General features: G+C 76.4%; 22 protein-coding genes. 8 read left to right on the top strand and 14 right to left on the bottom strand.

All coding sequences use genetic code 11. The features are described 5' to 3' along the window. The first annotated feature begins 8 nt into the window (after positions 1–8). From AB0O09_RS02730 to dacB, 3 genes are all read left to right on the top strand, one after another. Positions 9–284, top strand: a complete 276-nt coding sequence (locus AB0O09_RS02730) for a hypothetical protein (protein ID WP_363539503.1) — start codon at positions 9–11, stop codon at positions 282–284. Beyond that, positions 265–1,662 (top strand): PQQ-binding-like beta-propeller repeat protein, encoded by a 1,398-nt coding sequence (locus tag AB0O09_RS02725; protein ID WP_363539501.1) that lies wholly within the window; start codon positions 265–267, stop codon positions 1,660–1,662. Before AB0O09_RS02730 ends, AB0O09_RS02725 begins: the two co-directional genes overlap by 20 nt. A 237-nt stretch (positions 1,663–1,899) precedes the next feature. Further along, a complete protein-coding gene (gene dacB / locus AB0O09_RS02720) occupies positions 1,900–3,522 on the top strand; it encodes a D-alanyl-D-alanine carboxypeptidase/D-alanyl-D-alanine-endopeptidase (protein ID WP_363539499.1) in 1,623 nt (540 codons plus the stop codon). A 67-nt stretch (positions 3,523–3,589) separates the two neighbouring features. Here dacB and AB0O09_RS02715 read toward each other — a convergent pair whose 3' ends face one another. From AB0O09_RS02715 to AB0O09_RS02690, 6 genes are all read right to left on the bottom strand, one after another. After that, positions 3,590–4,690, bottom strand: a complete 1,101-nt coding sequence (locus tag AB0O09_RS02715) for a hypothetical protein (RefSeq protein WP_363539497.1) — start codon at positions 4,688–4,690, stop codon at positions 3,590–3,592. Between the two features lie 137 nt (positions 4,691–4,827). After that, entirely contained in the window at positions 4,828–6,060 is a 1,233-nt protein-coding gene (locus tag AB0O09_RS02710; protein ID WP_363539495.1) for a hypothetical protein, read from the bottom strand. 11 nt (positions 6,061–6,071) lie between these two features. Continuing rightward, positions 6,072–7,781: a serine/threonine-protein kinase gene (locus tag AB0O09_RS02705; protein WP_363539493.1), complete on the bottom strand. Its 1,710-nt coding sequence runs from the start codon at positions 7,779–7,781 to the stop codon at positions 6,072–6,074. Positions 7,782–7,960: 179 nt separating this feature from the next. Beyond that, the gene (locus tag AB0O09_RS02700) at positions 7,961–8,266 is read right to left on the bottom strand and encodes a dsRBD fold-containing protein (protein ID WP_363539491.1); all 306 of its coding nucleotides are present in this window, start codon (positions 8,264–8,266) and stop codon (positions 7,961–7,963) included. After that, entirely contained in the window at positions 8,263–8,433 is a 171-nt protein-coding gene (locus tag AB0O09_RS02695; protein WP_363539489.1) for a hypothetical protein, read from the bottom strand. The genes AB0O09_RS02700 and AB0O09_RS02695 overlap by 4 nt, the downstream gene beginning before the upstream one ends. A gap of 162 nt (positions 8,434–8,595) precedes the next feature. Then, on the bottom strand, positions 8,596–9,099 hold the full coding sequence (locus tag AB0O09_RS02690; RefSeq protein WP_363539487.1) for an HD domain-containing protein: 504 nt from the start codon (positions 9,097–9,099) through the stop codon (positions 8,596–8,598). 92 nt (positions 9,100–9,191) lie between these two features. Here AB0O09_RS02690 and AB0O09_RS02685 point away from each other — a divergent pair, with 92 nt between their 5' ends. Further along, the gene (locus AB0O09_RS02685; RefSeq protein WP_363539485.1) at positions 9,192–9,821 is read left to right on the top strand and encodes a uridine kinase; all 630 of its coding nucleotides are present in this window, start codon (positions 9,192–9,194) and stop codon (positions 9,819–9,821) included. A 73-nt stretch (positions 9,822–9,894) separates the two neighbouring features. Beyond that, the gene (locus AB0O09_RS02680) at positions 9,895–10,890 is read left to right on the top strand and encodes an RNA ligase family protein (RefSeq protein WP_363539483.1); all 996 of its coding nucleotides are present in this window, start codon (positions 9,895–9,897) and stop codon (positions 10,888–10,890) included. A 29-nt stretch (positions 10,891–10,919) separates the two neighbouring features. Here AB0O09_RS02680 and AB0O09_RS02675 read toward each other — a convergent pair whose 3' ends face one another. Further along, complete coding sequence (locus AB0O09_RS02675) at positions 10,920–11,708, bottom strand: DNA-formamidopyrimidine glycosylase family protein (RefSeq protein ID WP_363539481.1); 789 nt, start codon at positions 11,706–11,708, stop codon at positions 10,920–10,922. A gap of 62 nt (positions 11,709–11,770) precedes the next feature. Between AB0O09_RS02675 and AB0O09_RS02670 the strand changes: the two genes are divergently transcribed. Beyond that, positions 11,771–12,217: a hypothetical protein gene (locus AB0O09_RS02670; protein ID WP_363539479.1), complete on the top strand. Its 447-nt coding sequence runs from the start codon at positions 11,771–11,773 to the stop codon at positions 12,215–12,217. Here AB0O09_RS02670 and AB0O09_RS02665 read toward each other — a convergent pair. Together AB0O09_RS02665 and AB0O09_RS02660 are read right to left on the bottom strand one after the other, a co-directional pair. Continuing rightward, entirely contained in the window at positions 12,196–13,665 is a 1,470-nt protein-coding gene (locus AB0O09_RS02665) for a phosphatase PAP2 family protein (protein ID WP_363539477.1), read from the bottom strand. The two genes, AB0O09_RS02670 and AB0O09_RS02665, sit on opposite strands and share 22 nt — an antisense overlap. A gap of 313 nt (positions 13,666–13,978) precedes the next feature. Further along, positions 13,979–15,031, bottom strand: a complete 1,053-nt coding sequence (locus AB0O09_RS02660) for a lytic polysaccharide monooxygenase (protein ID WP_363539475.1) — start codon at positions 15,029–15,031, stop codon at positions 13,979–13,981. A gap of 488 nt (positions 15,032–15,519) precedes the next feature. Between AB0O09_RS02660 and AB0O09_RS02655 the strand changes: the two genes are divergently transcribed. Then, on the top strand, positions 15,520–15,798 hold the full coding sequence (locus AB0O09_RS02655; protein ID WP_363539473.1) for a hypothetical protein: 279 nt from the start codon (positions 15,520–15,522) through the stop codon (positions 15,796–15,798). 52 nt (positions 15,799–15,850) lie between these two features. Here AB0O09_RS02655 and AB0O09_RS02650 read toward each other — a convergent pair whose 3' ends face one another. The 5 genes from AB0O09_RS02650 to ligD all read right to left on the bottom strand — a co-directional run bounded on the left by AB0O09_RS02650 (position 15,851) and on the right by ligD (position 21,381). Next, positions 15,851–17,008 carry a HAMP domain-containing sensor histidine kinase gene (locus AB0O09_RS02650; RefSeq protein ID WP_363539471.1) on the bottom strand — a complete coding sequence of 386 codons (1,158 nt, stop codon included), beginning with the start codon at positions 17,006–17,008 and terminating at the stop codon, positions 15,851–15,853. A gap of 7 nt (positions 17,009–17,015) precedes the next feature. Continuing rightward, positions 17,016–17,756 carry a response regulator transcription factor gene (locus tag AB0O09_RS02645; protein WP_363539469.1) on the bottom strand — a complete coding sequence of 247 codons (741 nt, stop codon included), beginning with the start codon at positions 17,754–17,756 and terminating at the stop codon, positions 17,016–17,018. 116 nt (positions 17,757–17,872) lie between these two features. Next, positions 17,873–19,168: an MFS transporter gene (locus AB0O09_RS02640; protein ID WP_363539467.1), complete on the bottom strand. Its 1,296-nt coding sequence runs from the start codon at positions 19,166–19,168 to the stop codon at positions 17,873–17,875. A 91-nt stretch (positions 19,169–19,259) separates the two neighbouring features. Then, positions 19,260–19,976, bottom strand: coding sequence for an SMI1/KNR4 family protein (locus tag AB0O09_RS02635; RefSeq protein ID WP_363539465.1), 717 nt, complete (start codon positions 19,974–19,976; stop codon positions 19,260–19,262). A 508-nt stretch (positions 19,977–20,484) separates the two neighbouring features. Then, complete coding sequence (gene ligD / locus AB0O09_RS02630; protein ID WP_363539463.1) at positions 20,485–21,381, bottom strand: non-homologous end-joining DNA ligase; 897 nt, start codon at positions 21,379–21,381, stop codon at positions 20,485–20,487. Between the two features lie 32 nt (positions 21,382–21,413). On the opposite strand from ligD, the gene AB0O09_RS02625 reads away from it, so the two are divergent. After that, a complete protein-coding gene (locus AB0O09_RS02625; RefSeq protein ID WP_363539461.1) occupies positions 21,414–21,728 on the top strand; it encodes a hypothetical protein in 315 nt (104 codons plus the stop codon). Positions 21,729–21,972 lie beyond the last annotated feature (244 nt).

Genomic DNA, 21,972 nt, shown 5'->3' with positions numbered 1-21,972 from the left:
GAGGCTCCGTGAACACCTGGGCGACCTGGACCACGCAGGGCATCCTCGCCGGCACCGGAGGGGTGCGAACGGTCGAGTTGGGTGTCATCAAGGGCGATCTGACGGTCCACACGACGTGGATCGACGGGGAAGCCCGTCTGACGGTCCAGTACAGCGGCGCGCTGGACTGGTTCACCGTGGAGGGCAGCCCGGTGGCCGCCGGGGACGAGTCGGCCGCGCGCGAGGTCCACCAGCGCATGGTCGAGGCCGTGAAGGCCGGGGGCGGTGCGACGGCTCCGGCCTGACCGGCGGCGCCTGCTGCCCGCGGTCGCCGCGGCGGTCGCCGTGCTGCTCGCCGGGTGCACCTCGGGCGGCGGTTCGGCGGTCACCACCGCGGTGCCGTCCGCCGTGGTCGCCGGATCGGCCTCGCCGACCCCGCTGCGGGCCGGGGACTGGCCGACCTACCACCGCGACGCGCTGCGCACCGGCACGGCCCCCGGGGCCGCCCCGGTCGGGCCGCTCGGCACGGCCTGGACGGCGAAGCTCGACGGCGCCGTCTACGGGCAGCCGCTGGTGGTCGGCGACAGGGTGCTCGCGGCGACCGAGAACAACACCGTGTACGGGCTGGACGCGTCGAGCGGCGCGGTGCTGTGGAGCCGCCACGTCGGTGCCCCGGCCCGGGCCGCCGAGCTGCCGTGCGGCAACATCGACCCGCTGGGGATCACCGGCACCCCGGTCTACGACCCGGCGACGGGCCGGGTGTTCGCGGTCGCCGAGCTGGCGGGCGGCCGGCACGTGCTGGTGGGGCTCGACGCGGCGACCGGGGCGCTGGAGGTCCGGCGCGAGGTCGAGCCGCCGAGGGGCGACCCGCTCGCGCACCAGCAGCGCTCGGCGCTGGCGCTGTGGAACGGCCGGGTGGTGATCGCGTTCGGCGGCCTGTTCGGTGACTGCGGCGACTACGTCGGCGGTCTGGTGTCGGTGCCGACCAGCGGCGCCGGGACGGTGCTCTCCTACGCGGTGCCGACGCGCCGCGAGGGCGGGATCTGGGCGAGCGGCGGGCCGGTGGTGGACGGCGACCGGCTGCTGGTGTCGGTCGGCAACGGCGAGTCGACCGGCGGCTCGTACGACGGCTCGGACTCGGTGCTGGCGCTCTCCCCCGAACTGCAGCGGGTCGACTGGTTCACCCCCTCGACGTGGGCGGACGACAACGCGCAGGACCTCGACCTCGGTTCGCTCTCCCCCGTGCGGGTCGGCGGCCACGTGCTGGCCGTCGGCAAGCGCGGCGAGGCGTACCTGCTGGACGCGCAGCGCCTCGGCGGCATCGGCGGGCAGGTGGCGCAGGCGACGGTCTGCCCGGCGTACGGCGGGGCCGCGGTGGACGGCTCGGTGGTGTACGTGCCCTGCCAGCAGGGCCTCGCCCGGGTGACGGTGGGTCAGGACGGCTCGCTGCACCAGGACTGGCAGGTGGACCTGGAGCGCGGCGGCTCGCCGGTGGTCGGCGGCGGCGCGGTCTGGGTGGTGGACGACCACCGCGGTGTGCTGCTCGCCCTCGACCCTGCGACCGGGCGGGTGCTGCAGCAGGCGAGGACCGGCCCGGCACCGCACTTCGCCTCCCCGGTGCTCGCCGGCGGCCGGGTACTGGTCGGCACGGACTCCGGGGTCACGGCCTTCTCGGTCGGCTGACCGGCCCCTCCCCCGCGGGCGGAGCGGGGCCGCCCGCGGATCTCCGGGAATTCGCGTGAGACCTTCCGGGCCGCCGGGGCGTGTACATGGAAGGAGCGTGCACCCGGGCGCGGGGGGACGGCCGCACGGCCGCCCCGCCCGAAGATCAACTGATGTCGCATCAGCTGATAATGTGCAGGCCAAAACGGGGGCGTGGGCGACGCGCGCGCCCCGCCGTACCCGATTCCTGGAGCATCTGTGCCCGCACGCCTGTACCGCCGCGGCCTGCCGCTGGCCGCCGCCGCACTCGCCGCGTCCCTGCTCGCCGGCTCGGCCCAGGCCGACAACCCCGCCCCCGCCGACGCGACGCTGACGGCCGACCTCGACGCGCTGCTCGCCGACGCCCGCCTCGCCAACGCGCAGGCCGGCGTCCAGGTCCTCGACGCCGCCACCGGCCAGGTGCTGTACTCCCGCCAGCCCGGCGCGCTGCTCACCCCGGCGTCCACCATGAAGACCGTCACCTCGACGGCCGCCCTCGACCTGCTCGGCGCCGACTACCGGTTCACCACCGAGGTCCGCACCACCGGCACCGTGTACGGGAACAAGCTCGCCGGCGACCTGGTGCTGAAGGGCGGCGGCGACCCCAGCCTGCTCGTCCAGGACCTCGACGACCTGGCGGCCAAGGTCGCCGCCTCGGGCATCACCACCGTCACCGGCCGGATCCTCGCCGACGGCACCCGCTACGACTCCACCCCGCTCGGCCCCGGCTGGACCTGGGACGACGAGCCGTACTCCTACAGTCCGCAGATCTCCGGCCTGACGATCGCCAACGACGCCGAGTACACCATGGACACCGTCCAGGTGACCGTCACCCCGGGCGCGGCCGGCGAGAAGGCCAAGGTCGCCCTGGTGCCCGCCGAGGCGCCGATGAAGTTCACCGGCAGCATCACCACCGGCGCGGCCGGCAGCGGCGCCTCCGCGGGCGTCGACCGCCGCCGCGGCGCCAACGAGCTGCTGCTCTCCGGCAGCATCGCGGCCGGCGCCGCCCCGGCCACCTACTGGGTCACGGTCGAGGACCCGGCCACCTACGCGGCCAAGGTCTTCGCCGGCGCGCTCGCCCGGCACGGCGTGACGGTCCAGCGCGGCGTCGCCTCCGCCACCGGCTCCGAGACCTCGACGGCGATCGCCTCGCACCAGTCCAAGACCCTCGCCGAGCTGATCGTCCCGATGCTGAAGATCAGCAACAACGGCATAGCCGAGCACCTGACCAAGGAGATCGGCAAGGTCAAGGGCGGCAAGGGCGACTGGGCCACCGGCGTCGCCCAGGTCAAGGGCTTCCTCAAGGCCAACGGCCTGGAGACCCCGGGCGGCCGCCAGGTCGACGGCTCCGGCCTCTCGCGCTACGACCTCATCAACCCGGCCAAGATGGCCGGCCTGCTCAAGGTCGCCCAGGACAAGCCCTGGTTCGACGCCTGGTACAACGCGCTTCCGGTGGCCGGCAACCCGGACCGGATGGTCGGCGGCACCCTGGCCGCCCGCATGCGCGGCACCAAGGCCGAGAACAACGTGCACGCCAAGAGCGGCTCGATGAGCGGCGTCGACAACCTGATGGGCTACGCCACCGCGCCCGACGGCCACAAGCTGATCTTCTCCGTGATGTTCAGCAACTTCGCCGGCACCAGCCCGCGCCCGGTGATCGACGCCATCGCCGTCCGCCTCGCCTCCGGCCCGGCCGCCACCCCGACCGCCCCGGCCGCCACCCCGGTCACCCCGAAGCTCAAGTCGCTCAACGCCCCCGCCCGCGGCGGCGACGAGGCCACCGGCGCCAAGTCCGGCACCGGCACCCGCTGGGAGGACTGCGAGAGCGTCGGCCGCTGCTGACCGCCGCACCCCGCCGCACCGCGGCCGGGCCCCTCGGGACACCTCCCGGGGCCCGGCCGCGGTGCCGTCAGCCGCCGCCCCCGCGGCCCGCGGCGCCGGCCTTCCCGCTCTCCCGCGACGGCTTGCGGAGGCCGGTGCCGGGCGCGTCGCCCCGGTCGGCGGCGGGACGGCGCGGCCGCGGCGGTGCCTGCCCGTCCGCCGCGGACCGGCGGACGGCGCGCGGCGGCTTCACCAGCGGCAGGGTGCGGCCGCGGACCACCCGCCACACCCCGACCGGGCACGGCCCCGCGTAGCGGCGCAGCCGTTCCGCCGTCAGGGTGCGCGGCCTCAGGTCGAGGCAGCTGTCGTGGGCCGCCTCCGGGTTCCAGGTGCGGGTGGGCAGCCGGATGTGGTCGTTGCGGCCGAGCCGGTCCTGGCTGGTGCTCTTCAGCACCTCCAGCCGGTCCTCCCGGACGCGCACCACCAGCACCGGCCGGTCCTTGGATTCGCCGGACTCCTCGAACTGCACGTCCGCCCACCAGATCTCGCCCGGCACCGGCCGGCGCGCCGGCGGGCGGAGGCCGCCGCCGGTCCACTCGACCGGGGGCAGCCCGGCGAGCAGCCGCACCCGCGGCACCCGCCAGAGCGCGGCCGCCGCCGTACCGACCGCCACCAGCAGCGTCACCGCCGCCAGCACCGCGACCGTCGACCGCTCGGGCGCGCGGACCGACCACGCCGCCGAGGCCGCCACTGCGGCCGCCGCGCCCGCCGCCGCCCGGACGGGACCGAGGTTGAGCAGCCCCCAGCCGAGGAGGCACAGCACCACCGCGAAGGTGGTGACGGCGCCCAGGCCGAGCAGGTGGTCGAAGTCGGGGCCGCCCCGGTGGTACGAGAGCAGCGCGGCGGACACGGCCGCCGCGAACAGCGCGAGCGACCGCGCCGCCAGCCGGTACCAGGGGAACCGGCGGCTCCGGTCGGGCCGCCGGGCCCAGGCCGTGGCGACCGCGGTGGCCACCGCCAGCGCGGCGAGCGCCGGCCACTGGTTCGCGCCCTGCGCGAGCTCGCGCTCGACCTCCGGGTCGCTGTGGCGGAGGTGGACGACCAGCACGGCGCAGGCCACGTAGGTGAGCGAGGTCAGCCACAGCACCGGCAGAAGGAGCACGAGCCGCTTCGCGGAGCGCAGGATCATGGACGCAGGGTAGGGCCTGCGCGGCGCGGCCGACAGGGGTTGCCCCGCCCATCGCGTTGACACCGTGTCAGTAACGCGCCGGCACCCGGCCGCAGCGGGCCGGGTGCCGGGGATGCGCCGTCGGGGCGGGAGCTCCGTCAGGGGCAGGTGTAGGGGAAGGACACCGAGGAGGTGCCGCTGCCCGGTCGCACGATCTCCAGGGTGGCCGTGGCCTGCATGCTGCCGTGGCCCTGGAAGGTCCAGCGGAGCACCACGTCCGTGGTGCGGCGGCCGCTGGAGACCGGCTGGGTGAGGACGCCGGAGTCGGTGCCGTCGCTGCGCTTCCAGCGGTAGCGGACGGTACCCGCGCCGCCCTCGGTGGAGATCGCTCCGGTGATCACCGCCGTGCCGTCGCACGAGGGCCCCTTCGCGTTGTCCGTGCGGACGGCGACACCGGTCACCGCGACCGGCCGTCCGTAACGGTCCCAGGCCAGCCAGGCGAGCACAGCGAGCAGCAGGAGCAGCGGCAGCAGCAGCCAGCGGCGGCGCCGGCGCTTCGGCTGCTCCGGGGCCGGCGGCAGCGCGGTCGCCCCGTGCCAGACGGCGGCCGCCTGCGGGGGCACGCCCGGCCCGAAGCGCTGCAGCCCGTCTTGCGCCGGGGGCACCGGAGTGCCCATGGCGGGGGTGATCGGGGTGCCCGTCGCCGGGGTGAGGGACGTGCCCATCGCCGGGGTCTGCGCCGGGACGGCGGTACCGACCGGCGGGGTCGGCCAGACCTGCGGGTCGAGGAAGGTGGCGCTCTCGAAGCTCTCGGCCGGCGGCTGCTGCTGCGAGGGCGGCGGGAGGTACGCCTGCGGCGCGGGCCGCGCCCCGGGACCGCCGAGCCGAACGGTCGCCTCCGGGTTCGGCTGCTTGGCCGGGCCGAGCCGCACGGTGCCCTCCGGGTCGGCCGCGGGCACCGGCGAGGAGCCGAAACGGACGGTCGCCTCCGGGTCGGGCTTCGCGGCGTTCAGCCGCACGGTGCCCTCCGGGTCCGCCTGCTTGGCCGGGCCGAGCCGGACGGTGCCCTCCGGGTCGGCCGCGGGCACCGGCGCGTTGAGCCGGACGGTCGCGTCCGGGTTCGGCCGCGGCGCGTTCAGCCGGACGGTGCCGTCCGGATCGGCCTGCTTGGCCGGGCCCAGACGGACGGTGCCCTCCGGGTCCGGCTGCTTGGCCGGGCCGAGCCGGACGGTGCCCTCGGGGTCCGCCGCGGGCACGGGCGCCGGGCCGAGGCGGACGGTCTCCTCCGGGCCGGGCTTCGGCGCGTTCAGGCGCACGGTCTCGTCCGCCCGGGGCGGCTTGGCGCCGAAGCGGACGGTGGCGTCCTCGTCCGGCTGCTGCGGGGTGCTCATGTCTCGTTTCCTCAGGTCAGGATGACGCAAGTGCTCGTGTTGACGGGACCGGATGCGCTGCCCTGGCCCGATTCGGCCGCCGGACTCGAACTCACCCGTGCAGTCCAGGAGCCGGAGGTGCTCGGAGCCGACACCGTGGTGCTGAAGCTTGTCTTGCCCTTCGGGAGGGTGAGCTGAACGGTGGAGACCGGCAGCCGGCTCACGCCCGAGTACCAGGCGACGGTCACCGTGCCGCTCGCCGCACCGTCCGTCGCGGCCGTGACCCTGGCGACCACCTCGTAGTTCCGGCTGCCGCAGGTGGTGCTGACGCTCAGCCGCATGACCCGCAGGGTCGGCGGCGGCGGGGAGCTGGTCGTGGGCGTGGTCGTGGGCGTGGTCGGCGGGGCGCTGGTCGGCGGGGCCGTGGTCGGCTTCTTGGTCGGGGAGGTGCTCGGCGAGGCGAACGGCGAGGTGGTCGGGGAGGCGCTCGGCGACGCCGACGGGGAGGCCGAGGCCGACGGGGACGGGGACGCGGACGCCGAGGGCGAACCGGACGGCGGGGCGGACGGCGACGGCACCGCCACGGGGCCGTCGGAACCGAAGGTCGTGGTGGCCTTCGGGGCGGCGACCTCGGTGGTCGTGGTGGAGTCGGAGGCGCCGGCGGCCGCGACCCCGGCGAGGGTGCCGCCGAGCAGGACGAGTCCGGTGGCGGCGCTCAGCAGCTTGGCCCGCGGACCGAACCGCCGGACGGCGGTGACGCCGCCCGGGGGCTGCGACAGGGTGGTGGTGGCAACCGAGGTGTTGCCGGCGGCGTGCCCGTGCGGGTGCGGCAGCAGCAGCGGCAGCAGGGCGACCAGGCCGGCCAGCTGCCGGCGGCCGCGCTCCTCCCACTCCGGCCCGTAGGCACCGGCGGCGACCGCCTCCAGGTCGGCGACCAGCTCGGCGGCGCCCTCCGGCCGGTCCTGCGGGGTCTTGGCCAGGCCGGAGCGGATCAGCGGGCGCAGCGCCTCGGGGGCCTGCTCGTCGGGGATGTCCGCCTCGGTGTGCTGGACGGCCAGCTCCATCAGCGTGGTGCCGGCGTACGGCTTGGCGCCGGTCAGGCACTCGAAGAAGGTCGCGGTGGCGGCGTACACGTCGCCGCGCGGGGAGGCGGCCTCGCCGGCCCACTGCTCGGGCGCCATGTAGGCGGGGGTGCCGGCGATGTCGCCCTTGGCCCCGCTCTGCACCGCGATGCCGAAGTCGACCAGCTTGGAGACGCCCTCGGTGGTGACGATGACGTTGCCGGGCTTGTAGTCGCGGTGCACCACGCCGGCCCGGTGGGCGTCGGCGAGGCCGAGCAGCGAGCCCTTGAGCACGGTCAGCGCCGCCTCGGGGCCGGTGGCGCCCTCGGCCTGCAGCAGGTCGCGCAGCGAGATGCCGTCGACCAGCTCCATGACGATGGCGGCGCCCCGCGGGCCCTCCACGTACTCGTACAGACGGGTGACGTGCGGGGAGTCGAGGCCGGCGAGCAGCCCGGCCTCGGTGCGGAAGTTCTCGTGGTCGGCGTGGTCGCCGTTGAGGTACTTGACCGCGACGGGGGTGCCGGTCGCGTCGTGGCTGGCCAGCACGACGCGCCCGGCCGCTCCCGCGCCGAGCTCGCGCTCGTGGGTGTAGCCGGGGAGCTCCCAGCGCGCGTCCTGCCCAATCGCAGCGTCCTGGGGGGCCTGGCCCTCGGGGCCGCCCTTGCCTCTGTTCTCGTCCACCGTTCCTGCCACCATGACGTCGATCACCGTACCGGGCGTACGGCCACCGACAGTGACGCACCCGTGGTCCGGCGGGTTCCGCTCCACGGGTGTCGGAAGGTCACGATTCGGCTGTTTCGCACACTACTTGTCGCCTGCGGCTACCTTCTTCCGGCGGCGGGCGGATCGATCGTGCACGGTCACTCCGTGTCGCGGCGGCGGGCCGACTCGGCGGCCTCGGCGGCGACGGAACCGGCGTGCACCAGCCGGTGCCCGAGGTCGAGCAGGGCACGGCCGACGGCGAGTTCGTCGCCGATCATCGGGACGGCGGGATCGTGGCTGCTGCGACGGGCCTCGGCGTCGGCCTGCATCGCGCCGGTGCCCTCCGTCACGGTGCCGCCGGACTCGAGGACGGCGTGCGCCCTGGTGACGTCGCCGTCCTCGGTGACCATCAGCCGTACCTGCCACTCGCTGGTGTGCGGCCCCTCGCCGGAGAGCGCGCTCACCGGCCGAGCTCCTCGGGGGGCTCGTCGAGGCGGTCGCCCTCGGCCGTCGACTCGTCCTGCGCGTGCGCGGTCTGGTACGAGGTGATGCCCTCTTCGGGGTCGCGCGAGCGCACGTCCTCCTCGTCCCGCTCCGCCTTGTCGTTCATCCGCTGCTGCATGTCGGACATCGCCGCTCCCTGTGCTCGGGCGGTCGGCGGGCCCGTGGCGCCCGGCGGCAGCGGGCCGCCGCGGCGGGCGGGGCCGGCCGCGTTCCTGCTTCCAGCGTGCTCCTGCCCGGGCCGGCGGGCCACAGCGACCGGCGGCGGCGCCACCGCCGCGGGGTGCCGGCGTCAGCCGAGCTCGGCCAGCAGACCGGGGTTGACCAGGCCGACGACGGCCCGGACGTCGGCCTCGCCGGCCGCCGGCCAGAGCACCCGACGGGCGGCCCGGTAGCGCTCGGCGAGCCGCAGGCGGTCGGCCTCGGGCAGCTGCGCCGCCCGTTCCGGCAGCGAGTTGTGCGCGTTGTCCGCGATCTTCAGCAGGGCCGCCGAGTGATCGCCGGCGATCTGCGCCAGCATCTCCTCGTAGGGCGTGCCCGGGACCTTGGTGACCCGCCGGACGGTCGCCACCACGGCGGACGGCACCCCGGCACGCAGCAGGTCCTCGGCGGTCAGCGGGGTGTCCTCCAGCACGTCGTGCAGCAGCCCGGCCATCTGCAGGCCGGTGCCGAACGGGGCGAGGCCGGCCGCCACCGCCCGGACGTGCTCGACGTACGGCACGCCGATCTTGTCGGTCTGCCCGGCGTGGGCGCGGGCGGCCAGGGCGTCGACGTCGGCCAGGGTCGGTTCGGCCACGGTGGTCTCCCCTCGGGTACGGCGCCGGGCCCCGACGGCCCGTCAGTCGCGGCGAAATATAGTCGGCCGGGCCGACGGGAAGGAGCAGCAGGGTGCGGGTGACACCGATCTCCGCGGAACGGCTGACCGCCCTGGTCGCCGACCGGGTCGAGGAGGCCGCGCGGAACGCGCCGTGGGTGCGGGTCGCGGTGGACGGCGCGGCCGCCGCCCGGCCGGGCGCGCTCGCGGACGCCCTGGTCGGGCCGCTGCGGCTGCGCGGCCGTCCGGTGCTGCGGGTGTCCGCCGCGGACTTCCTGCGGCCCGCCTCGATCCGCCTGGAGTACGGCCGGCAGGACGCCGACGCCTTCCACGACCTCTGGCTCGACGACGGCGCGCTGCTGCGCGAGGTGCTGGCACCGCTCGACCCGGGCGGCAGCGGACGGGTGCTGCCCTCGCTGTGGGACGCCGTTGCCGACCGGGCCACCCGGGCGCCGTACACCGAACTGCCGCCGGGCGGGGTGCTGCTGCTGGACGGCCCGCTGCTGCTCGGCCGCTGGCTGCCCTTCGAGCTGACGGTCCACCTCGCGATGGGCCCGGGCGCGCTCGCCCGGCACACCGCCGGGGCCGAGCGCTGGACGCTGCCCGCCTTCGCCCGCTACGAGGAGGAGACCCGGCCGCGGGAGACCGCCGACCTGGCGGTGAAGGTCGACGACCCGCGGCACCCGGCGCTCGTCGAGCCCTGAGCACGGACGGCACGGGCCCTCCTCGCGGGTAATCCCGTTGCCGCCGGACGGGCCCGGCCGGGATGCTCGGCGGGTGTCCGAGAGCGCCTTCGCCCCCTACCCGAAGATCCCCGAGCGGGCGGCGCTCAGCCGGTCCGCCGTCCGTGCCTGGGCCGCCACCGAGAAGGTGCACGGCGCCCACCTCGCCCTGCTCTGCGAGGACGGCGCGGTCCGCGCGGCCAAGCGGCGCGCGCTGCTGGACGGCGACGCACTCGACGGCTTCTTCGGCCTCGCCCGTATCTGGCCGGCCCTGTCGGTGGCGGCCGGCCGCGCCGCCGCGGCCCTGCGCGAGGAGCTCCGGGCCGCGGGACGGGTGGTGCTGTACGGCGAGCTGTTCGGCGGCCGCTACCCGCACCCGGCCGTCCCGCCGCAGGACGGCGCCCGGCCCGTGCAGACCGGCGTCTGGTACGCGCCGGGCCTGCACTGGTCGGTGTTCGACGCGGTGGTGGAGGTCCGCGGGGAGCGGTGGTGGGCCGGCGACGCGGCGCTGCGCCGGGCCGCGGCGGCGGCCGGGCTGCCGTGCGCCCCGCTGCTCGGCGAGGGACCGCTGGTACGGCTGCAGGAGCTGCCCGCGGCCTTCCCGAGCCTCGTCCCCGCCGGATTCGACCTGCCGCCGCTGGCGGGCAACCTCGCCGAGGGGTACGTGCTGAAGCCCGCCGGGGCCGTGCCGGTGGCCGCCGGCCGGCCGGTGCGCAAGGTCAAGCAGCCGGGCTTCGCCGAGGACGCCCGCTACCGCGGCGCCCGCCCGTACACCGCCCCGCCGGGCGGGGCGGCCGGCGTGCCCGGCTGGCTGGTCGAGCAGGCGGCCGTCCTGCTCACCCCGGCCCGGGCGGCCGCCGCCGTCTCCAAGCTCGGCCCGGCGGCCGCTCCGGCGGAGGTCGCCGCCGAGATCGCCCGGGACACCGTCGAGGACCTCGCGGACCGCCTCGGCGGCCTGCCCGCCGCGCAGGCCGCCCGACTCACCGCCTGCCTCGGCCGCGCGGCCCTGGAGCTGGCCCGCCTCGACGCGGCCGGGCGGCGCACCCCGTGAGCGCGGGCGCCGTCCCCGGCCCGGACGGTTCAGCCGGGGGCCGGGCCGCGCTGGCAGTGCGGGCACCAGACGGCGGGGCGGTCCTCGGCGTGCGGGGCGGTACGCAGCCGGGTGCCGCAGCGCGAGCAGGGACGGCGGGCCCGGCCGTAGACCCAGGTGCGGCGGTCCGGGTGCGGGTCGCGGGTGGTGATCCGCTCGGCCCGCAGCTTGTTGGCCTCCAGCAGGTGCTGCGCCTTGGCGAGGACGCGGTCGAGCACGGCGACCTCGCCGACCGGGGTCCACGGGGTGACGCCGGCCATGAAGCACAGCTCGTTGGCGTACACGTTGCCGATGCCCGCCAGGTTGCGCTGGTCGAGCAGGGCCTCGCCGACCGGCCGGGCCGGGTCGGCGGCGAGCCGGCGCAGCGCCTCGGCGGCGTCCCAGTCCGGGCCGAGCAGGTCGGGGCCGAGGTGGCCGACGGCCCGGTCCTCGTCGGCGGTGCGGAGCAGTTCGACGACGGGGAGGCGGTAGCCGACGGCGGTGCGCTCGGCGGTGCCGAGCACGGCGCGGATCTGGTGCGCCGGGCCGCCGTGCCACTTCTCCCCGCTGCGGAAGACCGCCCAGCGGCCGTCCATCCGCAGATGGGTGTGCAGGGTGAGGTCGCCGTCGAAGCGGGTGAGCAGGTGCTTGCCGCGCGGCACGACGTCCAGCACCAGGCGGTCCGTCAGGTCGGCGGTGGCGTGCGCGGGCACGCGCAGGTCGGCCACGGTCAGCCGGTGGCCGGCCAGGGCCTCCCGCAGCTGCGCGGCCGTGCGGTAGACGGTGTCGCCTTCGGGCACTCCCCCATCATGCCGGTCCGGCGGGGCGCGGTGGCAGGATGCGGGCCGGAGAGGGAGGCGCGGTGACCGGTCGGGCGGTGCGGAGCACGGTGGAGTGCGGGCGGTGCGGAGGCGCCGTCCGCCGGGAGGTCGGCCAGTTCGTGCGGTGGGGGCGGCTCGGCTGGGGCGTGGACACGGACTGCGCCGATTGCTCGGTCGTCTCCTGCGAGGAGGCCTGGGGCCCGGCGCCCGACTCCGTCCGGCGGGTGCTGCTGGCCGAGCACGGCGCCTTCGCCGTCCGGGCGGTCGGGCCCGCGGTGAGCCGGCTCGCCCTGCTGCGGGTGCTGCGCGAGGACGGTACCCGCTCGCTCGCCGAGGCCCGGCGTCTGGCCGGCGAACTGGCCGGGAGCGGCCTCACCGGCACCGAGGTGGAGATGGAGTTCCTGGCCGGACGGCTCCGCCACCACGGGGTGGCGGCCGCGGTCGGGCCGGTCGGCGCCGGGTCGGGTCAGGCCTCGGCCGGGCGGTAGACCGTCAGCCCGGAGGGCGTCTTGGCGAGCAGCAGGCGCTCGGGGGCGTCGACGACCTCGCCGTCGACCGCGGCGTGGGCGACACCCCGCAGGTCGGTCAGGTCGAGGGCGGACAGCCGGGCCTCGCGGTAGACCGGGGAGCGGCCGAGGGTGCCGAGCAGGAAGGCGGCGACCAGTCGCGTCCGGGCGAAGGGGTGGCTGCCGTCGACCGCGCGGACGTCGAGCAGGCCGTCGTCGAGGCGGGTGCGCCGGGTCGGGGCGAAGCCGGGCGGGTCGTACACGCTGTTGCCGGCGAACAGCAGCCACAGGTTGCGCGGCACCCCGGCGACGGAGACCCGGACGGGTTCGGCGGAGGAGAGCACCTCGACCAGGGCGAGGGCGAGAGCCGGCCACTTGCCGATCCGCTTCTCGTGGCGCTCCCGGATGCGGACGAGGTCCGGGTAGACGCCGATGCTGAAGGTGTTGAGGAACGGCAGGTCGGTGCCGTCCGGCCCGCTGACCCGGCCGAGGTCGACGGCGACCGCGCTGCCGCTCTCCACCGCCTCGGCGGTGCGGGCGAGTTCGTTGACGCCGAGGTCGAGGGCGAAGTGGTTGAGGGTGCCGCCGGGGAAGACGGCGAGCGGCAGACCGGCCCGGCGGGCGACGGAGGCCGCCAGGTTGACGGACCCGTCGCCGCCGCAGACGCCGAGCGCACCGCCGGCCCCGGTGGCCCGGGAGGCGGCCTGCTCGACCAGGTCGGCCAGGTCGTCCTCGGGACCGCGTTCGACGATCTCCGCCTCGGGGAGCAGGCGGCGGAGTTCGGCGACGGTGGCCCCGGGGCCGTCCGGCCCGGAGTCGGCGTTGACCACGACGACAAGCCCGGCGCCGCGCGGCAGCGCGGGGGCGGTGATCCGCGCCGGGGCCGCCCGGGCCGGCTCCTCGGCGGCGCGCGGCCACCACCGGGTGGTGAGCAGCGCGGCGCCGGCGCCGAGCGCCGCCCCGGCCAGCACGTCACCGGGGTAGTGCACCCCGACGTACACCCGGGAGGCCATCACCCCGAACGCCACCGGGGCGGCGCAGACGGCGAGCGCGGGCGACTCCAGCGCCAGGCCGACGGTGAAGGCCGCGGCGGAGGCGGAGTGGCCCGAGGGGAAGGAGGTGGTCAGCGGCTGGACGGCCAGCCGCCGGGCGAGCGGGACGTCGTCGAGCAGCGGGCGGGGCCGCCGGGTGGCGTACTTCGCCGGGACGTTCGCCAGCAGCGAGGCCAGGGCGAGCGAGCCGGCCCCGCGCAGGGCGGCCCGCCGGGCGGTGCGGTTGCCGGTGGCGGCGAGCGCGGCGGCGACGCCGAACCACAACACCCCGTGGTTGGCCGCCTTGCTGAGCCGGGGCAGCACCGGGTGGGCACCGCGCAGCCGGCTGACGGCGACGCGGGCGAAGAGTCGTCGGTCGAGACTGCGCAGCGCCCTCATGGGGCCAGCCTAGGCCCTCCGCCGCGGACCGCGCCGGACCAGCGCGCGGCGACGGGCCCCGGGCCGGGCGTGCCGGCGGACCGTCCCGGTGCCGGACCGCCCTTGTGCGGGAGCGCACTTGGCCCGGTCCGGCGGGATCAGCGGCGGCGGCAGCGGCAGCGGTGCCCGGATCGGCGAGGCGCTGCGGGCGGCTGACGGTCGGCCACACCGCACACGGGCGGGCGGGCCGACGGGCCGACGGAGGGCCGGCCGCGCGGGCCCTGCCGGCGGGCGGTTCGCCGGCAGGCCGTCCTGCGGCCGGGTCGGCCTGCGGTCACATGACCATGCAGGAGTACGCGACCGCGGGGTCGGGTGCGCCGCCGTTGGCGACGAAGCCGAAGGTGGTGGAGGCGCCGACGGCGAGGGAGCCGTTCCAGTCCGCGTTGTCGACGGTGACGGCCGTGCCGGTGCCGGTGCTGACGCCGTTCCAGACGCTCGCCGGCGACTGGCCGCCGGGCAGGGTGAAGTGCACCATCCAGCCGAGGATCGGGGTGGTGCCGGTGTTCTTGACCGTCACCTCGCCCTGGTAGCCGCCGGACCAGCTGCCGACGGTGCGGTAGGCGGCGGAGCAGGCGGCGCCGGCCGGCGGCGGGTCGGTCGGGCCGCTGCCGTCGCCGACACCGGTGACCTGACCGGTGCCGCCGTCGAAGACCACGTCGGAGCAGGAGTAGAAGGTCTCGGCGCTGTCCGAGCGCTGCCAGACGGTGTAGATGACGTGCCGTCCGGACTTGTTCGCGGGCAGCGTGCCGTTCCAGGTGTACTTGCCGTCGACCGTGCCGACCGTGCCGGACAGCGGCGGGTCGGCCACGGACCGGAAGGGCGTGCTCTCCAGGGCGTCCCAGGTGAGCGGCTCGGCCGGGTCGAAGCCGTCCTTGGTGACGTACTGGTGGAAGGAGCCAGGGTGGGCCGCCCAGGCGTTGTAGCTGAAGGTGAACGCGGCGCCGCTCGTCAGGTGGGTCAGCGGCCAGTCGGTGCGGGCCTGGTCGAAGCCGGTGAAGTTGGGGTTGCCGCCGCTGCACAGCTGTCCGTCCGGGACGAAGCCGCGGGTGCGGCCCGCGCCGTCCGAGCGCAACACGGAGAACCAGTTGTAGAACGGGGTGGTGCCGCCGGTGGCGGCCGCGGCGGCACAGGCCGCGTTGCGGGGCTTGATCTCCCCGGTGGGGGTGATGGCGTCCTGGTAGCAGAGGAAGGTCCGGCTGCCGGGCGCCATCGGCGCGCCGTGGGCCGCGGCCCGGGGGCTGCCCAGCACCACCAGCACGAGTGCGGGCAGGGCGGCGAGCAGGGTGAGCAGGCTGATCAGGTGTAACCGTCGGCGGAGGTCGGCCATGTGCGTCGTCCCTTTCGGCAGGTGGGGCGGGGACCGCGGGGCGGGCCCCGGGCGAAGGGGTGGGAGCGCTCCCATTCGGAACGTAGCGCGGACTCCGTCGGCTGTAAACGGATTCGGTCGGGGCTATGACAAATTCCCCGGCGCGTCGGCCGACCCGCCGCGCCGCCGGACCCCGTCCGGGTCATGGTCGAGGCAGCACGCCGAGGCAGCCCCCACCCCCCGGGAGGACGGATGCAGGCCCCCGTGCGCCGCGCGGTACCGGCGGTCACCCCGGTCGGCATCGACCGGGCCGTGATCGACCCCGAGATCCCGAGCCGGGTCCGGGCCGATGTCACCTGCCTCTGCGACAGCCCGTCCGGCGCACGCCCGTTGAACGTGTCCGTCGAACAGACCGACCCGGAGACTCGGAGGCCGTCTCGTTCGGCACCACCCGGGCGGCCCCGGACGGCATCCTCTGCGACGGGCTGCCGCACACCCGGACCGTCATCGTGCAGTCGAAGACGTACGACCGGCCGGCCGACGTCCCCGCGATCGTCACCACCACGCTGACCGACCTGGGTTCGGTGCCCGACCCCGCCTACGCGGACGCGAAGAGGATCGTGCTCACGGTCGGGGCCGCACCGCCCGCCACGACCGAGCCGCCCACCGACGGCACCGCTCCCCCACCCAGCGGTGACACCACCCCGCCGCCGGTCGACACCATCCCGCCGCCCGCCGACACCTCGGCGCCGCCGGTGACCGGGCCGGGCCGGGCGCCCGCGCGGTGACCACCGGACCGCCCGCGGGGCGGACGCCCCGGCCCCGCGGACGGTCCGCCGCTCAGACCCGGGCGGCCGCGGCGGCCGGCAGCGCGATCTCGAAGCAGCAGCCGCCGGCGACGTTGCGGACGGTCGCCCGCCCCTCGTGCGCCTCCACGATGCCGCGGACGATCGCCAGGCCGAGGCCCGCCCCGGAGTCCCCGTGGTGCGGGCCCGCGCCGCCGCCCGTGTTCCGCGGGGTCCGGGCGGCGCCGCCGCGGAAGCCGGTCTCGAAGACCCGCGGCAGGTCGGCCTCGGGGATGCCGCCGCAGCCGTCCGTCACCGAGACCAGCACCTCGTCCTCCGCACGCCGCGCCGCGACCGCCACCACCCCGTCCGCGGGGGTGCAGCGGATCGCGTTGACCAGCAGGTTGCCGAGCACCCGGGTGATCTCACGGCCGTCCACCTCGACCGGCTCGGCGGCCACCGCGCCGCCCGCCAGCCGGACGCCGCGCTCGCGGGCCAGCGGGGCCGCGCCGGCGATCGCGTCGCCGACCAGGTCGTACACCGACACCCGGGACGGCGAGAGCGTCAGCGCACCCGCCTGGATCCGGGACAGTTCGAACAGGTCGTCCACCATGCCGGTCAGCCGGTCCACTTCGGTGCGCATCCGGGCCAGGTAGCGCGGCGGGTCCTCGGCGACCCCGTCCTCCAGCGCCTCGGCCATCGCCCGCAGGCCCGCCAGCGGGGTGCGCAGATCGTGCGAGATCCAGGCGATCAGCTCCCGGCGCGACTGCTCCAGGGCCTGCTCGCGCCGGCGCGACTCCGCCAGCCGGGCACTGGTCGCCGCCAGCTCCTCGCTGAGATGGGCGAGTTCGCTGCCGAGCGGCTGCACCGGCGGGGCGAAGCCGCCCTCGCTGCCCACCGTCCGGGCGGCCGCCGCCAACGCCCGGCTGCCCGCCACCACCTGGCGGCCCAGCAGCGCCGCGGTGGCCACCGAGACGACCGCGGCCATCAGGGTCACCGTGACGACCACGCCGAGGTCGTGCTCCGAGAGGAACATCGCCTGCGCCACCGCCACCGTGCCGGTGGTCATCGCCAGCACCGTCACGACGGCCACGCACAGCAGCGAGAGCGCGACCGACCGGCGGCGCAGCAGCCGCACCGCCGGCCAGCCGAGCAGGCCGGCCGCGCCGGCGCCCAGGGCGGCGAAGGCGGCGATCAGCAGCAGGTCCCTCATGGCGGTGTCAGCTCCCCACCGGGTCGTAGCGGTAGCCGACGCCCCAGACCGTCGTGATCAGGCGCGGCGCCGCCGGGTCGTCCTCGATCTTCTCGCGCAGCCGGCGGACGTGGACGGTCACCGTGGACAGGTCGCCGAACTCCCAGCCCCACACCTGCTGCATCAGCTCCTCCCGGCCGAACGCCCGGCCCGGGTGCCGGAGGAAGAACGCCAGCAGGTCGAACTCGCGCAGGGTGAGCGACAGTTCGACGCCGGACCGGTGGGCGCGGCGGGCCTGCGGGTCGAGTTCCACGTCGCCGCTCGCCAGCACGGGGGCCGGCGCCGCGGAGACCGGGGCGGCCGCGGCACCCGCGCGGCGCAGCACGGAACGGACGCGCAGCACCAGTTCGCGCGGGCTGAACGGCTTGGTGACGTAGTCGTCCGCGCCGAGTTCCAGGCCGAGGATGCGGTCGGACTCGTCGCCCTTCGCGGTGAGCATCACCACCGGCAGCCGGGCGCCGTGCTCGGTCGCGCGCAGCCGGCGGCAGACCTCCAGGCCGTCGATGCCGGGCAGCATCAGGTCGAGCACCACCAGGTCGGGGCCGTGCGCGGCGGCGGCCAGCGCCTGGTGGCCGTCGGCGGCCCGGTCGACGGTGTAGCCGGCCCGCCGGAGGTAGCCGGTGACGACCTCAGCGACGGTCGGATCGTCGTCGACCACCAGGATGCGGCCGGCGTTCGGGGGTCGGCTGTCGCCGTCGGACGCGTTCACGCCTCCGAGGATAGGCAGACGGCCGGGGTTCGCCGCCCGGCCCCGGCGATCCGTACGACTTCCGTAAGGGTCCGCGCACGGCCAGGCCGGGAGTCCGGGTGCCCGTGCGCCGACCGTCAGGGTGCGGCCGTGGCGGATCCGGGGCCGGGGACGTCGCGCAGGTGGCGGAGCGGGGAGAAGAAGACGAACCAGCCGGCCGCCCAGGTGCCGACGAGGGCCAGCCCGAGTGCGGGCCGGATCCCGATCAGCGTGCCGAGCAGCCCGCCGAGCACGCCGCCGACCGGCAGGGTGCCCCAGACGACCCAGCGGACGGCCGCGTTCATCCGGCCCATCAGCTCCGGCGGTGTCACCGACTGCCGGTAGCTGAGCTGCGCGACGTTGTAGACCGTCGCGGAGAAGCCCGCGACGCCCCAGCCCAACGGGAAGAGCAGCACTCCCCAGCCGGGCCGGGCGGCCGCCGCGACGACCTGCGGCGCGCCGAACACCAGCATCGACACCCAGATGATCCGGGCCGAGCCGAGCCGCTCGGCGAGCCGGCCGGCGAACAGCCCTCCGGCGATCCCGCCGACGGCCGAGGCCGCCATCACCAGCCCGGTCAGCGCGGGCCCCACGTGCAGCACCCGGACGAGGAAGACCATCGCCAGCGCCGAGACCATGCCGGAGAACAGGTTCGCGGTGGCGGTGCACGCCACGACCCGGCGCAGGATGCGGTGTCCGAGGACGAACCTCAGGCCCTCGGCGATCCGGCGGCGCAGCGTCCCGTCCGCCGGCCGCGCCCGCGGACGCTCCTCCCGGGTCCTGATCCCGAGGACCGACAGGACCGAGAGCGCGTAGGACAGCGCGTCGGCCGTCATCGCCCCCGCGGCGCCGACCGACCAGACCAACCCGCTGCCCAGCCCCGGCCCGCCGAACTGTGCGAGTGCCTGGGTGGTCCCGAGCTTGCCGTTGGCGTTCATCAGGTGCTCGGCGCGGACGAGCGACGGCACGTAGCTCTGGTAGGAGACGTCGAAGAACACCGAGCAGACGCCCGCCGCCACGGCGACCGCGTACAGCTGGGCCATCGTCAGGACGCCGAACGCCGCGGCCAGCGGGACCGATCCGATGATCACCAGCCGGAGCAGGTTGCAGACGATCATGACGGAGCGCTTGGCGGTGCCGTCCACCATCGCACCGGCCGGCAGCGCGATCACCGCGAACGCCAGTGTGGTGGCCGCGGTCAACAGGCCGACCTGGAAGGTGCTCGCGCCGAGCGCGACGACCGCGAGCAGCGGCAGGGCGACCTCGGTGACCGCCGATCCCGTCTCGCTGACCGTCTGGCCGCCCCACAGCAGCATGAAGTCCCGCTGCCGCCACAGGCTCGGACCGTGATCCGTCGCCCCGGCGTCCCGCACGTCCTGCGCCGCTTCCGTCACAGCACCGGCTCCGTTCCCGTCGCGGCCCGGACGGTGCCGCCGTTCACCGGCGCGCCGGCACCGTCCGTGCAGGGCAGGGGGATCGCCCGCCTCACGCGCCGTCCGCGCGCAGCCAACTGCCGGGGAGGTCCTTGCGGAGGCCGGCGAGGGCCTCGGCGGTGCGGGCGCGGGCACGGAGGGCGCCGCCGTCGTCCGCGCGGAGCAGCACGTCGTCCCCGGCGAACCAGCGGCTGCCGGCCGGGGCGGAGAACACCGGGTAGTCGGGGAAGGGCAGTTGGACGTAGCCGTCCTCGAGGGCGAGGAGCGTCGCGACGTCGAGCGGTTCGAGGAGGTCGGCGTGGCCGTCGGGGGCGTGCAGGGACTCGGAGAGGACGAGTTCGACCAGGGCCACCGAGAGGCGGTCCAGCCAGGGCCGCCGGCTGCCGTCGCTCTCCTGCACCACGGCCGGGTCGGGCCGGTGCAGTTCGTCGAGCGGGACGCCCCAGGCGGCGGCGCCCTCCTTCGCGTGGCGGAAGACCAGCAGGTGGCCCCCGGCGTCGAGGTGGAGCTCCGCGGGGTCGAGCAGCGGGTCGCGGTTGGCGGTGAGGTCGGCGCGCCGACCGAACCGGCCGTAGGCCTCGCGGAGCGCCGCGGGCAGCCGGTGGCCGAGCCGCTCCTCCGCGGCGGCGAGGTCGGCCTCCGCCCAGCCGTCGCCCTCCGCGAGCGGAGCGACCCAGTGCTCCGCGAAGTCCTGCACGAACCACCAGGCCGCCGCGCGGTCTTCGAGACCGGCCGCGACACCTTCGACGAGATCGAACCCGTGTGTCATACCCGGGACCCTACCGGCCGGGTCCGACCGTCCGGCAGGCGCCCGGAAATCCGGGCGACAGGGCGTCAGCCGGGCTGGCACGCTGGCTTGATGGACACCACGAACACCACGGATCCCGGGGAATGGGTGACCCTCTTCACCGTCGAGAACCTGTCCGGTCTGCCGCGCCCGGGGTTCGCCCTCGCCGTTTGACTGCGCGACCGCGGCATCGACTGGTCGCCGCTCGACGGGCAGGACATCCGCCACGACCTCGCCTGCGGGCCCGATCCGGCGCTCGGCGGGCGCTGGCGCTGCCACGTCACCGTCCGGGTCCGCGCCGCCCCGCTGCGCCGCCTCGGCCTGCATCCCGACCAGGCCTCCGCCCGCGTCCCCCCGCCCCTGACACCGGACTGGTGGGGCCCCTGGGCGTACCGCCGGAAGCGGGCCGTCCGCCGCGAGGAGGTCGCCCGGGCGCGCCGCCCGTGGACGGCGGCCGAGTGACGGAGGCCGGCTGTCGGGACCGCAACCGTCAGTCGCTTCCCGGGAGTTCCGCCGCTTCGCCGAGGAGCGGGGCCAGCAGGTCGCCGTGCTCGGCGGTGCGGGCGAGGACGTCCTCGGGGGTGAACGCGAGGTCGTCAGGGGCGGTGCACTGCTCGACCTCGGCCCAGGTGATCGGGGTGGAGACGCCGGGGGTCGCGGTGGCGCGCAGGGTGTAGGGCGCCGCGGTGGTCTTCGTGGTGGTGTTCTGCGACCAGTCGACGAAGACCTTGCCGCGGCGCAGCGCCTTGGCCATCCTGCTGACCACGTGGCGGGGGTGGTCGGCGGCCAGGCGTTCGGCGAGCGTGCGGGCGTAGCCGACGACGGCGGAGGCCCCGCTCGGCTGCAGTGCCGCGTACAGGTGGAGGCCCTTGCTGCCGGAGGTCTTGACGTGGGCGGTGAGTCCGTCCTCGGCGAGGCGTTCGCGGACGAGCAGGGCGACCGCGCAGCAGAGCGTGATGTCGGTGCCGGGGCCCGGGTCGAGGTCGATGACCAGCCGGTCGTGGGCGGTGGGCCCGGTGTCGGCGCTCCACTGCGGGACGTGGAGTTCGAGGGCGTACCCGTTGGCGAGGGCCATCAGGGTGGGCAGGTCGTCGACGGTGACGCGGTCCTTGGGGCCCTCGTGGCTGTCGACGACCATGGTGCGGACCCAGTCGGGCAGGCCGGGCGGCGGGTTCTTGGCGAAGAAGCCCTCCTCGCCGACCCCGGAGGGGAAGCGCAGCAGGGTGGCCGGCCGGCGCCGGACGTGCGGCAGCAAGTGCGGCGCGACCTGGGCGTAGTAGTAGAGGGCCTGGCCCTTCGTCCAGCCGGTGGCCGGCCACAGCACCTTGTCCAGGTGGGAGAGGACCAGGCGGCGGCCTTCGACTTCCGTGACCTGTCGCTCCGGCATACCGTGGTGAATCCCCATGAAGGCGACAGGTCATGCCACAGGTCACCTGGAAAGGTGTCATCACGTTCGGGCTGGTCGGCGTGCCCGTGCAGCCGTACGCCGCGGGCGGGGACAACGTGATCGGCCTGAGGGCGGTGCCGCGCAGCGGCGTCCGGGCGGCGAAGAGCGGGCACGGCCGCTCCACGGCCGGATCGGCCGCCCGGACCGCCCGGGCCCCGGCGAAGAAGGTGCCCGCCGAGAAGGCCGCGGCGGCCCGTAAGGCCCCGACCGAGCGGACCACCGCGGCTGCGAAGAAGACGGCAGCGAAGACCACCGCCAGGAAGGCCGCACCGCGCCGGGCGTCCTGAACCGCGGCGGGCGGGGCAGGGCGGGGCACGGCGTCGGCCCGAGGGCCCGGTCGCGTCGGTGAGCCGGGCCCTCGGAACGCCAGACTAGGGGGCGGCCGGGGCAGCGAAACGGTTCTCCCTGCGGCGCCCGCGCGGCGAGCCCCCACGTGCGGAGACGGGTGCGGAGCCGGTCACCCGGCGGCGGACGGCTGGGCCGTCTCTTTCGGATCTTGCCGGGCGCGCGACGCCGGGCATCCCACCCGAA

The organism is Kitasatospora sp. NPDC093679 (assembly GCF_040683455.1).
In the GTDB taxonomy this organism is placed as follows: domain Bacteria; phylum Actinomycetota; class Actinomycetes; order Streptomycetales; family Streptomycetaceae; genus Kitasatospora; species Kitasatospora arboriphila.
This window is presented reverse-complemented; position numbering and strand designations above follow the sequence as displayed.

Coding starts and splice junctions, on each gene's coding strand:
- ligD (WP_363539463.1), bottom strand. CDS start 21,381: ATGCCGGAGCGACAGGTCACGGAAGTCGAAGGCCGCCGCCTGGTCCTC.
- AB0O09_RS02710 (WP_363539495.1), bottom strand. CDS start 6,060: ATGAGCACCCCGCAGCAGCCGGACGAGGACGCCACCGTCCGCTTCGGC.
- AB0O09_RS02665 (WP_363539477.1), bottom strand. CDS start 13,665: ATGAGGGCGCTGCGCAGTCTCGACCGACGACTCTTCGCCCGCGTCGCC.
- AB0O09_RS02635 (WP_363539465.1), bottom strand. CDS start 19,976: ATGACACACGGGTTCGATCTCGTCGAAGGTGTCGCGGCCGGTCTCGAA.
- AB0O09_RS02660 (WP_363539475.1), bottom strand. CDS start 15,031: ATGGCCGACCTCCGCCGACGGTTACACCTGATCAGCCTGCTCACCCTG.
- AB0O09_RS02695 (WP_363539489.1), bottom strand. CDS start 8,433: ATGTCCGACATGCAGCAGCGGATGAACGACAAGGCGGAGCGGGACGAG.
- AB0O09_RS02650 (WP_363539471.1), bottom strand. CDS start 17,008: ATGAGGGACCTGCTGCTGATCGCCGCCTTCGCCGCCCTGGGCGCCGGC.
- AB0O09_RS02625 (WP_363539461.1), top strand. CDS start 21,414: ATGCCACAGGTCACCTGGAAAGGTGTCATCACGTTCGGGCTGGTCGGC.
- AB0O09_RS02715 (WP_363539497.1), bottom strand. CDS start 4,690: ATGATCCTGCGCTCCGCGAAGCGGCTCGTGCTCCTTCTGCCGGTGCTG.